12 protein-coding genes are annotated in these 14,330 nt (G+C 39.4%); 8 read left to right on the forward strand and 4 right to left on the reverse strand.

Going from position 1 to position 14,330, the window contains the following annotated elements; genetic code table 11:
- The first annotated feature begins 411 nt into the window (after nt 1-411).
- Together LG377_RS05230 and LG377_RS05235 are read left to right on the forward strand one after the other, a co-directional pair.
- On the forward strand, nt 412-2,082 hold the full coding sequence (locus tag LG377_RS05230; RefSeq protein WP_225743625.1) for a polysaccharide biosynthesis protein: 1,671 nt from the start codon (nt 412-414) through the stop codon (nt 2,080-2,082).
- Between the two features lie 53 nt (nt 2,083-2,135).
- On the forward strand, nt 2,136-2,852 hold the full coding sequence (locus tag LG377_RS05235; RefSeq protein WP_225743626.1) for a pseudouridine synthase: 717 nt from the start codon (nt 2,136-2,138) through the stop codon (nt 2,850-2,852).
- Nucleotides 2,853-2,900: 48 nt separating this feature from the next.
- Here LG377_RS05235 and LG377_RS05240 read toward each other — a convergent pair whose 3' ends face one another.
- Together LG377_RS05240 and LG377_RS05245 are read right to left on the reverse strand one after the other, a co-directional pair.
- Entirely contained in the window at nt 2,901-3,155 is a 255-nt protein-coding gene (locus LG377_RS05240) for a hypothetical protein (RefSeq protein WP_225743627.1), read from the reverse strand.
- 57 nt (nt 3,156-3,212) lie between these two features.
- Complete coding sequence (locus LG377_RS05245) at nt 3,213-4,043, reverse strand: NAD(P)H-hydrate dehydratase (protein ID WP_225743628.1); 831 nt, start codon at nt 4,041-4,043, stop codon at nt 3,213-3,215.
- 176 nt (nt 4,044-4,219) lie between these two features.
- Here LG377_RS05245 and pepV point away from each other — a divergent pair, with 176 nt between their 5' ends.
- Nucleotides 4,220-5,629, forward strand: a complete 1,410-nt coding sequence (gene pepV, locus LG377_RS05250) for a dipeptidase PepV (RefSeq protein ID WP_225743629.1) — start codon at nt 4,220-4,222, stop codon at nt 5,627-5,629.
- Between the two features lie 143 nt (nt 5,630-5,772).
- Here the strand turns inward: pepV and LG377_RS05255 are convergent, their stop codons facing one another.
- Nucleotides 5,773-6,912, reverse strand: coding sequence for a GerMN domain-containing protein (locus LG377_RS05255; RefSeq protein WP_225743630.1), 1,140 nt, complete (start codon nt 6,910-6,912; stop codon nt 5,773-5,775).
- Between the two features lie 27 nt (nt 6,913-6,939).
- Nucleotides 6,940-8,133 (reverse strand): iron-containing alcohol dehydrogenase, encoded by a 1,194-nt coding sequence (locus tag LG377_RS05260; protein WP_225743631.1) that lies wholly within the window; start codon nt 8,131-8,133, stop codon nt 6,940-6,942.
- A 356-nt stretch (nt 8,134-8,489) separates the two neighbouring features.
- Here LG377_RS05260 and gcvT point away from each other — a divergent pair, with 356 nt between their 5' ends.
- The 5 genes from gcvT (at nt 8,490) to LG377_RS05285 (ending at nt 13,796) form a co-directional block, all read left to right on the forward strand.
- Nucleotides 8,490-9,632 carry a glycine cleavage system aminomethyltransferase GcvT gene (gcvT, locus tag LG377_RS05265; RefSeq protein WP_225743632.1) on the forward strand — a complete coding sequence of 381 codons (1,143 nt, stop codon included), beginning with the start codon at nt 8,490-8,492 and terminating at the stop codon, nt 9,630-9,632.
- 3 nt (nt 9,633-9,635) lie between these two features.
- Complete coding sequence (gcvH, locus tag LG377_RS05270) at nt 9,636-10,022, forward strand: glycine cleavage system protein GcvH (protein WP_225743633.1); 387 nt, start codon at nt 9,636-9,638, stop codon at nt 10,020-10,022.
- 115 nt (nt 10,023-10,137) lie between these two features.
- Nucleotides 10,138-11,493, forward strand: a complete 1,356-nt coding sequence (gene gcvPA / locus LG377_RS05275) for an aminomethyl-transferring glycine dehydrogenase subunit GcvPA (RefSeq protein WP_225743634.1) — start codon at nt 10,138-10,140, stop codon at nt 11,491-11,493.
- Nucleotides 11,494-12,954: an aminomethyl-transferring glycine dehydrogenase subunit GcvPB gene (gene gcvPB, locus LG377_RS05280; protein WP_225743635.1), complete on the forward strand. Its 1,461-nt coding sequence runs from the start codon at nt 11,494-11,496 to the stop codon at nt 12,952-12,954.
- A 56-nt stretch (nt 12,955-13,010) separates the two neighbouring features.
- Nucleotides 13,011-13,796 (forward strand): SDR family oxidoreductase, encoded by a 786-nt coding sequence (locus LG377_RS05285; protein ID WP_370632539.1) that lies wholly within the window; start codon nt 13,011-13,013, stop codon nt 13,794-13,796.
- Nucleotides 13,797-14,330 lie beyond the last annotated feature (534 nt).

Consider the following 14,330-nt stretch of genomic DNA (forward strand, 5'->3'; position numbering starts at 1 on the left):
AGAGGAACTCAAGGGGGATGCAGCATTTCTCTTGAGTTTCTTTTTTGGTTTTTAATGGATGCGTAAAAAAAGCTCAATATTAAGAATCGTTTCGAACGTATTGAGACTTTGCGTTCGAAATACGACGTAAATTGCCTTTTTTTCAAATGTATCCAAAAGAAACTCATGCAACTCATGAAAAGTAAAAAAAGAAGCTCCGAAATCATCATTATGTCTAAAGAATTAAGTTTTTTGTAAATGCTCGTTTTTATGATAGAACAAGATTGCAACAGGTGGCGTAAACCAGTAGAATAGAGTCTAGTTGGAAAAGGGGCCTTACGGTGCTCCTTTTTCTATGGAATTTTTTTATTCAATAAAACAGTAAGAGAATCATTCAGTATTTTTACTTATCGAAAGAAGGTTTCTTTAAATATGGACAACCAAGCCTCAACAAACGTGATAAAGAAAGAAATGTCTGACGACCAAAAAATGGTCAGTGGATCCGCTTGGATGACTGCATCCAGTATGGTTTCAAGAGTCCTTGGAATTATTTATATTATTCCATGGATGGCGTGGATGGGTGGAGGCGGAGAAGCCGATGCTGCAAATGCGCTCTTTCAGATCGGATACAATCCATATGCATTCTTTCTAGCCTTGGCAACAGCTGGTGTACCCTCTGCGATATCAAAGCAAATCAGCCACTATAATGCGATTGGCGAATATGAAATATCTAAATCAATTTACAAGCAAGGTTTGAAACTAATGATTTTTACGGGAGTCGTTTCCGCTGTTGCGCTTTATGTACTAGCACCAGCGCTTGCAAGTACAAGTCCAACGGCAGATGCTGAAGATGCTGTAATTGTTATGCGTGCTTTAGTCCCAGCTTTACTCATTATTCCTGCCCAAAGTGTTACTAGAGGCTTTCTACAGGGGCATAATACAATGGCTGGGCCTGCGATTTCTCAAATCATTGAACAGTTTGCCCGTATTTTATTTATGCTGGCTTCTGCTTATGCAATCACTCAAGTTTTAGGCGGTTCCAATGTAACAGCGGTATCTTATTCGACATTTGCTGCATTTATAGGAGCCATCTTCTCCTTAATCTATCTAGCTTGGAAGATTAAGCGAATCGATACAGCTTTTAATCATGAACCAGAAGACAGCGTAAATGAAGTAAAGGTATCTCCAAAATCTTTGTTAGTGGAAATTGTTAAAACCTCTATTCCATTTATTATTATCGCAACCGGAATTACACTTTTTCAACAAATCGACCAGAATACGTACAAACCGATTATGGAAATGTTCTCAAATATGGATTCTGACACGATTCAAGCAACGTACGGTGTCACACAAGCAAATGCGCATAAATTGATTATGATTCTGACTTCATTTGGTACAGCTTTATCGATTACAACAGTTCCATTAATCAGTAACCTTATGGCTAAAAGTAATGTCAAAGAAGTGAGTAAGCAATTTTCAAAAGGCGTTCAATTACTCTTTTTCGCTATGTTCCCGGCTGCTGTGGGAATGGCAGTTGTTGCTGAACCGCTTTATAATGTTTTTTTCCGACCTAGTGCATTAGGAACATCCATTACCCAAGTCTCTGCTTATATGGCTATCTTTATTGCTTTGTACGCAGTGCTTGGGAACATGCTTCAAGCAGCTAACCAGACTAGACCCGCTATTTGGGCATTAGTTATCGGTTTTGTTGTGAAGATTGTTACGCAACCCTTATTTGTCGGAGTACTTGGACTTAACGCTTTCGGTATGCTGTATTCCACAATTGCTGGTTTTGGAATAACGTGTTTCCTAATGATGCGTATTATGCATAAAGCGACGCATTACTCTATACCTTTGTTGTTTAGACGCTCAGCTTTGATTATGATTTTATCTCTTATTATGGGGGCATTTACGATGCTGACCAAAATAGGATTAGGAACAGTATTGAATTTCGAAAGTAAAACTCAAGCTGGACTATCCTTACCGGTTATGGCTGCTGTAGGAATCGTTGTTTATGGATATTTAGTTTTGAAAACAAGACTAGCTGATCGTCTGATTGGTGCACAAGCTGCTCGAGTAAGAAATAAACTCAAAATCAATTAGACTTTCTTTTTAATTTAGAGAAATATCAGATACACTAGATACGAGGTGACAAAATGAGAATCGATAAGTTATTAGCCCATAGTGGCTTAGGAACAAGAAGAGAAGTTAAAAGTTTACTGAAATCATCGATTATTGAAATTAACGGTGTTATCGTAAAAGATCCAAAGACACAAGTTGATCCTGATACGGATACAGTCATGATTGGCGGAGAAGAGCTCGATTATCAAGAGTTCGTCTACTTTATGTTGAATAAACCGGCAGGTGTGATCAGTGCTACAGAAGATGATATGCATGATACGGTTTTAGATTTACTGCAGCCCAGTGATATCGTACAAGAACCGCATCCAGTGGGTAGATTGGATATCGACACAGAAGGCTTGCTGTTGCTCACAAACGATGGCACACTGACGCATAAACTACTTTCTCCCAAACGACACGTGGACAAAAAGTATTTTGCTGAGATAGAAGGTATCGTTACGGAATCAGATGTCTTGGAATTTAAAAAAGGAATTACACTATCTGACGACTATGTAACGATGCCCGCAAAACTTTCGATTTTATCAGTGGATGAAGCGGAACACACTTCTAAGGTTGAAGTCACGATTCAAGAAGGTAAGTTTCATCAAGTTAAAAGAATGTTTCATGCAGTTGGTAAAGATGTGCTTTATCTCAAGAGACTTTCAATGGGATCATTAGAATTGGATCCTCAGTTAGAACTTGGTGCATATAGAGAATGTACAAAAGAAGAAATTGCACAATTGAAAAACTAATACAAAAAATAGCCAGTATCGACTGATCATAATCGATACTGGCTATTTTTATGAAACAAAGAAAAGTGAAGCAATACCGGACAAGATATAAAAGGCGCTGATCCACATCAACGTTATAAGGCGAGCCTGGTCTTTCTTATAACGCGCTTCATTGCCGTCATCATCTAGACGTGGTCCGGCTCCAAACGCGAATAGGATAATGACAGCCATCCCCAGAATATAAAGGATAGCCAAATTGTAATACATCATCATAAATCCTAAAACGAAGACACCTATACAAATCAGAAAAAGTTTTTTATTCATTGAAATCGACCTCTTTCTATCATTCTATTCCAGTATAGCGAAGAAAAAGGTAAAAAACTAGATTGATTTTGTGTATTTCTTCATGAGTTTAGGAATTTCATCAATGATGAGAGTTGGTAAGGTGACATAATAAGTTTCAGATAACTGATTTGCAATCTGGCTGTGCATAAAGACAGCAGAAAGAATACCTTCTTTACGCGTTTTGAATTGGGCTGTAAAACTACCAATCATTCCTGCGAGCGTATCACCCATACCTCCAGTAGCCATGGAAGGATTACCAGGTATATTCTGCCAGACTTCATCTTCAAAGTAAACTTCGCTCTGACCTTTTTTCAAAACAACTATAGCATCAAGGTGGTCTCGTCTTTCTTGATTCTTTTCAATTGCTTCTTCATCTGGCCCCATTCCTGATAAGGTCTTCCATTCTCCTAAATGAGGTGTAAAAATCAGTTCAGCAGCAGGATGATCCAATTTTTCATGAACATAAATGGAAATCGCATCTCCATCAACAACTAAGAATTGTTCTTCTGATACTGTCTCAAATACTGTTTTTGCAACGTCCACCGATTTTGAATCTCGACCAAGACCAGGTCCAATAACAATCCCATCCATTGAAGGAATCATATCTTTTAGTGTATCAAGGTCATACATATCTAAAAACATGGCTTCTGGAATTCTAGAATGGAGCGCATGTACGTTTACCGGGGCACTAGCTACTGTGACGAGACCAGCCCCAGCATGTAAAGCAGCAGAAGCTGATAAAGTGATGGCTCCGCCCATCTGATCATTTCCGCCTACGAACAGTAGTTTACCGAAATTTCCTTTATAGCTATTTTCCTCTCGAACCGGGATAGATTGTCTAATGGTTTCTTCTAAAATTTTCTTCAAAGAAAACCCTCCTTTATCTTTTCATTTTACGCTTTGAAATAAAATTATGCATGGATTTTACTTGTAGGAGAATTGGTATTCACTCTAAAAAGTGCTAGAATAGTAGATAGAAGCGGAAAGTGAGAAAGCCCTCATTTATTCGCAAAGAAGATACTTCATTAGGAGGAAAAAATAGAATGACAAATCAGTCAATTGATTGGAAAGCAGAAGCAGCGAAACGCAAAGATGATTTTTTGGAGGATCTTTTCACGATTCTTAAAATCGATAGTGTTCGTGACGACTCAAAAGCAACAAAAGAAGCGCCTGTAGGACCTGGTCCGAAAGAAGCTCTTGAAGCCTTTTTAGCTATTGGAGAAAGAGATGGGTTTAAAGCTGAGAACTTTGACAACTGGGCTGGACATATCGAGTATGGTGATGGAGACGAAGTCATGGGTGTACTTGCTCACGTAGACGTTGTTCCAACTGGTACTGGATGGGAAACAGATCCTTTTGAACCAGTGATCAAAGAGGGAAGACTTTATGCGCGTGGTTCAAGTGATGACAAAGGTCCGGGTATGGCCGCTTACTATGCAATCAAAATGATCAAGGATCTTGGATTACCTGTATCGAAAAAAATCCGTTTCATTTTGGGTACTGACGAAGAAAGCGAATGGAAAGGTATCAAGCATTATCTTGAGACTCAACCAGAGCCGGACTTCGGATTTTCTCCAGATGCAATGTTCCCGATTATCAATGGTGAAAAAGGCAATGTATCAGCTGAACTTTCATTCAAAGGAAATGCTGCAGGTGGCACACACAAACTTGTCGAATTTGAATCAGGCTTGCGTCCGAACATGGTTCCTCAAGATGCCGTTGCAGTCATTGAATCCGAAAATCCATCTGAACTTGAAAATGGATTCCAAGACTATCTTTCTGATCAACCTGTAACCGGAGACCTTTCAGTTGATGGAAATCGTGTAACAGTTACAGTTGTAGGAAAAGCTGCACACGGAAGCACGCCTGCTAAAGGAATCAATGCCGGCACGCATCTCGCTCGTTTCTTATCTGAATTCAGCTTTGGGGGAGACGCTAAAGACTTTATTCAAGTAGCAGCGCTTTACCTTCATGATGATCCATCAGGTAGTAAATTAGGCGTGGCTCATACTGATGAAGTCATGGGTGAACTGACTTCAAATACTGGGGTCTTTAAATTTAACGTAGATAAAGGCGGTCAAATGACAGTCAATATGCGTTACCCTCAAGGAACAAGCGAAGAAACGATCGGTAAACAAATTCGCGACAAAGTTTCTCAATATGCAGTTGAAGTAAACTTACCTGAAGGTAAAGTTCCTCACTACGTACCTGGAAACGATCCATTGGTACAAACGTTGTTAGATGTCTATGCTCGTCAAACGGGTCTTGAGCCAAGTGAACAAGTTATCGGTGGAGGAACTTACGGACGTTTAATGAAACGTGGCGTAGCTTACGGCGCAATGTTCCCTAATAGTATTGATACGATGCACCAAGCTAACGAATTTATGGCTGTTGATGATTTAATGAATGCAATGGCGATCTATGCAGAAGCGATTTATGAATTAGTCAAATAATACAATTAAAAGACTGGATAGGTGTAAGAATGAACCTATTCAGTCTTTTACATAGTAAAGATTCACAAAGAGAATAATCAATCATTTAATCCAAAAAAAGGAGTTGCCCAAATATCTGTGGCAACTCCTTTTTGAATCATTTTTTATTCGACACTAGACAAATCAACGGACATCGTTTGTCCTTCTTCCATAGCAATATGTCCAGAAGCGTAGGGTGCATCTTCTACAGTTAGTAAAACTTCATCAACTTGATAAAGTCCACCGATCGTATTCACCAAACTTTGAATCAATAAAGCTTCAATACCAGATCCGGCGTTCATGTCATTAATCAGTTCTTCAGAGAAATCGACATGAGCTATCTGATCATTACCAAGGTAAAGATAATTTATCTGTACGTTTTCCGTTAAAGTAGGAATCGTCATATCTCCAGTACTTCCGTTCAACATTTCTGTTAATTGAAGTCTAGCTGGATCATTTGTTCTAAGTTCCATTGTAGCATTAGTAGTGGTTAGAGCAGTCGCCATTTCATTCAACTCATAAAGCGTTAGGGGAATTTCTTCAGCAGCATCTTCTTGAATATTGCTTAATGAAGAAATGATCTCTGTTTCGCCATCAACATCAGAGATGGTTTGGATCAATCCAGTACCTTTAGCGTAATACAGTTTATCTGACTGATCATTAAGCGTTCGGGTGATCTCTAGTGCTGAATACGTACCAGCTGGTGTCTCGACTTCTACATTGGCATCCGTGATTTCGGATACCGAACCAGAAGGACTATCCCAACTTCTTCCGATTTCAACAGGGGCCTGCAGTAAAATTTCAAGCTGATCTTGTTCACTACTATTTAGACCAGTATCCACAAAGTCATCTCGGAAATACGTTTCCGCTCTTGTGAAAACTTCGCGGACTTCATTTTCAGTATACTCGTAGATTTTAACTGTCTCCGTACTCGCATTTGTTTCTACGAATTGAAGGGTATCATTATGGATAAACTGAGGATATGACTGATATTCAGCAAATTCACTACCCGTTCCTGAGTAGGTATAAGCAGTATCCTCATTCATTGGGAGCCAGTCCAACATATTCTGTGAAAGTGTATCTGTCTCATCTGCAGTTTCTTCTGTGTCTGTATCTGTGTCGGCCTCACCGGGCTCGGGAACCGTTACCGTTTCAGTGGGGTCTGGGTCGACTGCTTCTTGCTCTTGTGCAGGTTCACAAGCAGCAAGCAAGAAACCAGAAAGAGTGAGGACTGCAACTGTTTTAAATGTAATAGGCTGGTTCATTCAAATAACCTCCTTATAAATTAACGATTAAAATTCTAATTCCAATGCTTTTTCATAAATGGCTCTAGAGACTTCTAATGTTTGATCTCCACGTTCAGAGAGAGCTGTATTACCATGTTTTTCAAGTTGGTCGATCAAGAAGTCGATATCAGAAGAAGATACATTGATATCTTTTAAGGTTACAGGCATACTGATTGATTTCAAGAAAGCAACCGTTTTTAAAATGGCTGCATCAACTTTTTCTTCATCCGTACCATCTGTGATAGACCATACATTCTCAGCATACTGAACCAGTTTATCGAATTTCTGCTCTTTTCTAACGAGCATCACTGCAGGCAGGATTGCTGAAAGAGTTTGAGCGTGATCTGTGTGGTTTAATACAGTTAACTCATGACCTAATGCATGAGTAGACCAGTCGCCAGGTACACCATTTCTTAGGATGCCGTTTAAAGCAAGGGTAGCTGTCCACATAAAGTTTGCTCTAATTGTATAGTCATGTAAGTCCTCTTTAACCACATCAGGCCCGATTTTGATTAAAGTTTTCATCAAACTTTCTGCAAATCCGTCTTGAACCATGGCGCCAACTGGATAAGTCAGATATTGTTCAATGATGTGTACAAAAGAGTCTGTTACACCGTTCGCTAATTGTTTTTTAGGAAGTGTGTAAGTGAGTTCTGGTTCAAGGATGGAGAACGTTGGAAAAACGTAGAAACTACCGAAGCTAACTTTAGCTTTTTTCTCTTTAAAAGTGATGACCGCACCACTATTCATTTCTGAAGCTGTAGCAGGTAAAGTGAGTACTGTACCCAGTGGAAGAGCCGATTTGACAGGTTCTCCAGTACCGATGCCTTTACCGAAGATATTGATAGGATCTCCTTCAAATTCAGCTGCCGCAACGATAAATTTTGAACCATCGATAACAGAACCGCCACCAACTGCAAGGACAAAGTCATACTGTTCTTTTTTGATTAATTCAACTGCGCGCATACATGTTTCAAAAGTTGGATTAGCTTCAATCCCACCAAATTCACCAAAATCATAACCACTTATGGCTTCACGTACACGGTCTAACGTTCCAAATCGCTGAATACTCCCGCCACCATAGGTAATTAAAACTTTCTTACCTTGAGGAATTAAAGTTGATAGATTTTTAATCTGATCTTTACCGAATACAATTTTAGTCGGATTCTGTAATGTGAAATTTGCTATTTCTTGTTGCATGATTATAGCGCTCCTTTATAATATAATAATCTTATTGTATCATAAAAAGGTAAAATGAAGATTCCAAAGTAAATTGTGCAAACGTGGTTTTTATATAAACTAAGGCAATCGATTTAATAAAACATATAAAATTTTCGAACGAAAATGTTTATATTTAAATTATTGTTCGTATATTTGTACAAGTAAGCGTATTCTAACAAGATTATTATTTTTTTATCTATTTCAGTACGAATAAAATCATGTTAGAATAAAATATAGAAAATAAAAAGAAGAAACAGAAATTCGTTCAGACAAAAATAGACTTTAAATACTGAATGAGACCCTATTAAAATTATACGGGTTAACGGAGGGATTAAATGGCAGAAACAAACAATCAAGAGTTGCTACATACGCCGTTATATGATTACTATCTAGAAAAAAATCTCAAGCTGACTGATTTTGGTGGATGGGCATTACCTATTCAGTTTACAAAAATAGCTGAAGAGCATGCCGCTGTAAGGGAGTATGCGGGGATCTTTGATGTTTCTCATATGGGCGAAATCATGGTTAAGGGAACACAGGCAACAGAGTGGTTAAATAAACTTGTTACAAACGATGTTTCAAAAATGGTTATGCATCAAGCTCAATATAATACGATGACGAACGAGCAAGGTGGTACATTAGACGACTTGTTGTTATTCAAATTTTCGGATAGTCATTATCTAGTTACACCAAACGCCAGTAACACAGAAAAAATCTATTCTTGGATGAATCAGCATCTTGAAGAAGGGATTGAAGTCGTTAACGTTTCAGATTCATACGGTTTGATCGCGCTCCAAGGACCGAAGGCCGAACGAATTCTTAAATCGATGACGCAAACGACATTAGCCGATTTGAAAACTTACCACTTTTTACCTTCTGAAACTTTCGGGAATGTTAAAGATGTGATTGTGGCACGCACGGGTTATACAGGAGAAGACGGCTTTGAATTATACGTGCAAAAAAATGATACACAAGAACTATGGAAGAAATTACTCAGAGCTGGATTTATTCATGGATTAAAAGAATGTGGATTAGGCGCTAGAGATACCTTGAGACTAGAGGCTGGAATGGCTTTATATGGACAAGAGCTTTCTGAAGAGATTTCTCCTTTAGAAGGAGGCGTCGGTTTTGCAGTCAAATTAGAGAAAGTGACTGCTTTTATCGGACAGACGGCTTTAAAAGAACAAAAGGAAAAAGGACTTAAACGGATTTCTCGTGGATTTGAATTGCTGGATAAAGGAATCGCTAGACATGGCTATCCCGTATTGAATGGTGATCAAGAGGAAATTGGTGTCGTGACTTCTGGAACACAATCTCCTTCCTTAGGCAAAAGTTTAGGAATGATGTTGATCAATAAAGCAGAAGCTCAGCTTGGGGAAACGGTCTGGATTCAAGTTAGAAAAAAACAGATCCCTGCGAAATTGACAAAAAAAGACTGGTTAAAAGAACTTCAAAATTCAAACAAAGGTGGACAATAAAAAATGGCAGCTAAAGAAGGACTATATTTCACAAAAGAGCACGAATGGATTGAAGTTGTTGGAGAAGATTACGTTAGAATTGGCATTTCGGATTACGCTGTAGAGCAATTGGGTGATGTTGTTTTTGTAGAATTACCTGTACTCAACGATCAAATGGAAAGTGAAGCAGCTTTCTCGACAGTAGAATCAGTTAAATCTTCTTCAGAAATCTATGCACCCGTTCAAGGCACTATTACAAAGGTTAACGACAAACTAGAAGATGAACCTGAAAAATTAAATGATTCTCCTTACGGTGAAGGTTGGATTGTTGAAGTTCAAGTATCTGATAAATTGAATACAAGTGACTGGATGGATGCTAAAACTTACGACCAGTACGTTAGCGAACTGTAAAAGAATTTATTTGAATAGCAGAGAAACCACAGAGGAGATTTCTCATTGAAAGATGAGGAGGCTTCTCTTTTCTGTTTATTCTAGCTTAAATGTTATCTATAAGGAGTGAGCCATCATGACAACGCAACATAGATATTTACCGACAACTCAAAAAGATCAAGAAGATATGTTAGCTGTAATAGGTGTGGAGAGTATCAACGACTTGTTTTCAGACATTCCCATGTCCACTCGAGCAACAAAAGAAAAGGCGATTGATCTTCCAGAACCCTTAAGTGAATATGAATTAACGAAACATATGAAAGCATTAGCGCAACAAAATAAAACGGCTACTGATTATCCTTTCTTTTTAGGTGCAGGTACTTATGATCATTTTATTCCAAGCGTCGTCAATCACGTTACATTGAAATCAGAATTTATGACGGCTTATACACCTTATCAACCAGAAGCCAGTCAAGGAGAGTTACAGGCTCTTTTTGAATTCCAAACGATGATTTGTGAACTAACTGGGATGGACGTTTCTAATTCCAGTCTTTATGATGGCTTCACATCTTTAGGAGAAGCTTGCAATTTGGCAACAGCGGTTACGAAAAAGCAGAAGGTTCTCTTATCCGGTGCCATCCACCCTCAAGCCAAAGAAGTGGTGCATACGTATGCATATGGAATGGAATACAAAGTAGAAGAGCTGGAACTGAAAAAAGACATCACAGATCTTCAAAAATTGAAAGCTTCATTAACAGAAGATACAGCAGCAGTCGTTGTACAATATCCAAACTTTTTCGGATCAATTGAAGATCTTTTAGAAATCAAGGAAATACTGAAAGAAACGAAAGTGTTACTGATCGTTATGGCTAATCCACTAGCGCTAGCGAAACTGGAAGCTCCTGGTAAATTAGGTGCGGATATTGTTGTAGGAGATATGCAACCGCTTGGTCTTTCGATGTCTTATGGCGGACCTCATTGTGGTTATTTCACTGTGAAGAGTCAGTATATGAGAAAAGTTCCAAGCCGAATCGTTGGAGAAACGGTTGATATCGAAGGCAAACGAGGCTTTGTAATGACGCTTCAGACAAGAGAACAGCATATTAGAAGAGAGAAAGCGACATCGAATATGAGCTCCAACCAAGCTTTGAACGCTTTAGCAAGCTCAGTATTTATGTCCGCAATGGGTAAAGCAGGTATTCAGGAAATGGCACAACAAAATATCGACAAAGCTTATTATCTTGCGCAACAGTTAAAGGAGTCGGGCCTAACAATTTTAAATGACGCTCCTTTCTTTAATGAATTTGCAGTTGAACTGTCTAAACCGATCGCGGAAATCAACAAAAGGTTACTAGAAAAAGGCTTCATTGGTGGATATGACGTATCAGAAAGTTTAGACAATGATCAAGCTATGTTACTTTGTGCAACTGAAAAAAGAACACGCAAAGAAATTGATGCATTTGTAGAAGCATTAGTGGAGGTGAATGGTTAAATGATAGAAGCACAGACAAAACTGATTTTCGAACAGTCAAAACCAGGACGTAGAGCTTACAGTTTACCGGAAAATGATGTAGAATCTTTTGACTTATCCGAACAGTTACCAGAGCATTTAACTAGAAAAGAGGCAGCTGAACTACCAGAAGTCTCTGAACTACAATTAATGCGTCACTACACTGCATTGGCAAATAAAAACTTTGGAATCGAAACGGGCTTCTATCCACTCGGTTCTTGTACAATGAAATATAATCCAAAAATCAATGAAGATGTAGCCCGTTATGAAGGGTTTACGGCTATTCATCCTTTACAAGATCCTGCTACAACTCAAGGGGCTCTTCAGTTAATGTACGAATTGCAAGAAGATTTAAAGCAAGTCACAGGCATGGATGAAATCTGTCTTCAACCAGCAGCTGGAGCTCAAGGGGAATGGGCAGGCTTATTGGTTTTTAAAGCCTATCACCAGTCCAAAGGTGAAGGTGATCAAAGAAGAAAGATTCTCGTTCCAGATTCAGCACATGGTACAAATCCGGCAAGTGCAGCAGTAGCCGGCTATGATGTAGTGGAAATCAAGTCCAGTGAAAAAGGGACAGTAGGTGTTGAAGCGCTTAAGTCTGCACTAGGACCGGATACAGCTGGATTAATGCTAACAAACCCTAATACACTAGGATTATTTGAAGTGGACATTGTCGAAATCGCAAAAATCGTGCATGAGGCGGGAGGCCTGCTTTATTACGATGGGGCTAACGCAAATGCGATACTTGGGAAATCGACTCCTGGAGAAATGGGCTTTGATGTGGTTCACTTGAATTTGCATAAATCCTTCAGTACACCTCATGGTGGCGGTGGACCAGGATCAGGACCAATCGGTGTTAAAGCGGCTCTTTCACCATTTTTACCAAATCCTAGAATTGAAAAAGAAGCGAATCAATATATTTTAAACACAAATTATCCAGATTCTATCGGTCGAGTAAAAGGCTACTTCGGTAACTTTGGTGTTAACGTGAGAGCGTATGCTTATATCCGTTCTATGGGCGCACAGGGTCTTCAGAAAGTATCAGAAGATGCCGTGCTTCATGCGAACTATTTGAAAGCTAGACTTGCAGATCATTACGACACACCGTTCAAGCAGCACTGCAAGCATGAATTTGTTTTAAGTGGCTTGCGTCAGAAAAAACAAGGTGTTAGAACATTAGATATTGCCAAAAGATTATTGGATTATGGTTTTTATGCCCCCACTGTTTATTTCCCGCTGATTGTTGAAGAGTGCATTATGATTGAACCAACGGATACAGAAGCGAAAGAGACGTTGGATGAATTTGCAGATGCGATGATTGCCATTGCAAAAGAAGTTGAAGAACAACCAGAATTACTTCATGAAGCACCCACTACAAAAGCTGTCAGAAGATTAGACGAAGTGCTTGCTGCTAGAAAACCAAAAGTCGTTTACCAGAAATAAACTTTCGTCTATACTGAAGGGAGTAAATAAAAATGGTAATGGAGGAGATTAGGCAAATGGATATGAAGCTTACTGGGAAAACAGCACTTGTTCTGGCTTCTAGTTCAGGACTTGGAAAAGCGATTGCGACAGAATTAGTCAAAGAAGGGGCTAATGTCATGTTGACAAGTAGAAGTGCGGATAAACTAGAAGAAGCGAAAAAAGATATTCTCAAAACAGCTACAGGTAAAGTAGATTACACAGTAGCGGATATTACGGATGCAGAAAGCATCAAGAATCTAGTTGAATCTACACGTAATACGTTTGGACCGATTTCTATCCTTGTCAATAATGCCGGTGGCCCACCAAGTGGAACATTTGAAGACTTCGATGACGCAGACTGGCAGAAAGCATTCGACCTCACACTGTTCAGTTTTATCCGAACCATCAGAGCAGTACTACCAGATCTGAAAGAAACAGGCGGCCATATTCTGAACAATGCTTCCTCATCCATCAAACAACCAATCGATGGGTTAACGTTATCGAACGTATTTAGAATGGGCATATCAGGATTATCTAAAAGTTTGTCTCAAGAATTAGCACCTCATCATATCCTGGTCAACACGATCGGTGCGGGTCGTATAGAAACAGAAAGACTTGTTCAGCTAGACGCTGCAAAAGCAGAAAAACAAGGGAAAACACAACAAGAAGTTACGGATCAAATCGAGCAGTCGATTCCTTTAGGACGTTATGGACAACCAGAGGAGTTTGCTAAGACAGCTGTATTTTTAGTCTCTGGTGCAAATACCTATCTAACTGGTCAAAACATTCTGATTGATGGCGGTATGGTCAAATCTTATTAACAAGTAGAGCTATGGAACGTCTAATCAGAGACGCTCCATAGCTTTTTTAGTGCGCCCGGCATGGGCGACAACTTGGTGGTGAAAGTCCACTACAGGCTTGGCAGTAGGAACTGTTAGCGAAAGACAAGGGTGTCCGCCGTGAGGCGGAATCTGAAGGAAGTCGGACGCAAATGCTCGCACTGACGAACAGAAACTTCATATCAAGGCTGAATCAGGACGGACGAGCTTGCTAAACAAAGTAAAGTCTAATACTGCACGAATCCTGTACAGTAAATGAAGCAGTGACATGAGCGGAAGGTTGTCGTTCTTACCCGGGGAGGTCTGTCTAGCGACCGTTCGGTCGTAGTAACAACGAATAGGCAGAAGTCAGCCGAGGTCATAGTAGGGAAAATGTACTGAAGGACCAAACAATATCAAATACAAAGTATAGATTGGAGGTTAGAAGGGACGTTTACTGCAGAAAACAACCGAATGGTTGGCAATCTACAGAGGGATAAGGTGGAACCGAAAGAGTATGTAGATGTGTAGAGTACC

This window comes from Marinilactibacillus sp. Marseille-P9653 (genome assembly GCF_916618885.1).
Classification (GTDB): Bacteria; Bacillota; Bacilli; order Lactobacillales; family Carnobacteriaceae_A; genus Marinilactibacillus.

Bases quoted from the DNA above. Each gene is read 5' to 3' on its own strand.
- gcvPA (WP_225743634.1), top strand. From the start codon at position 10,138: ATGACAACGCAACATAGATATTTACCGACAACTCAAAAAGATCAAGAA.
- gcvH (WP_225743633.1), top strand. From the start codon at position 9,636: ATGGCAGCTAAAGAAGGACTATATTTCACAAAAGAGCACGAATGGATT.
- LG377_RS05240 (WP_225743627.1), bottom strand. From the start codon at position 3,155: ATGAATAAAAAACTTTTTCTGATTTGTATAGGTGTCTTCGTTTTAGGA.
- LG377_RS05260 (WP_225743631.1), bottom strand. From the start codon at position 8,133: ATGCAACAAGAAATAGCAAATTTCACATTACAGAATCCGACTAAAATT.
- gcvT (WP_225743632.1), top strand. From the start codon at position 8,490: ATGGCAGAAACAAACAATCAAGAGTTGCTACATACGCCGTTATATGAT.
- gcvPB (WP_225743635.1), top strand. From the start codon at position 11,494: ATGATAGAAGCACAGACAAAACTGATTTTCGAACAGTCAAAACCAGGA.
- LG377_RS05285 (WP_370632539.1), top strand. From the start codon at position 13,011: ATGGATATGAAGCTTACTGGGAAAACAGCACTTGTTCTGGCTTCTAGT.
- LG377_RS05255 (WP_225743630.1), bottom strand. From the start codon at position 6,912: ATGAACCAGCCTATTACATTTAAAACAGTTGCAGTCCTCACTCTTTCT.
- pepV (WP_225743629.1), top strand. From the start codon at position 4,220: ATGACAAATCAGTCAATTGATTGGAAAGCAGAAGCAGCGAAACGCAAA.
- LG377_RS05235 (WP_225743626.1), top strand. From the start codon at position 2,136: ATGAGAATCGATAAGTTATTAGCCCATAGTGGCTTAGGAACAAGAAGA.
- LG377_RS05230 (WP_225743625.1), top strand. From the start codon at position 412: ATGGACAACCAAGCCTCAACAAACGTGATAAAGAAAGAAATGTCTGAC.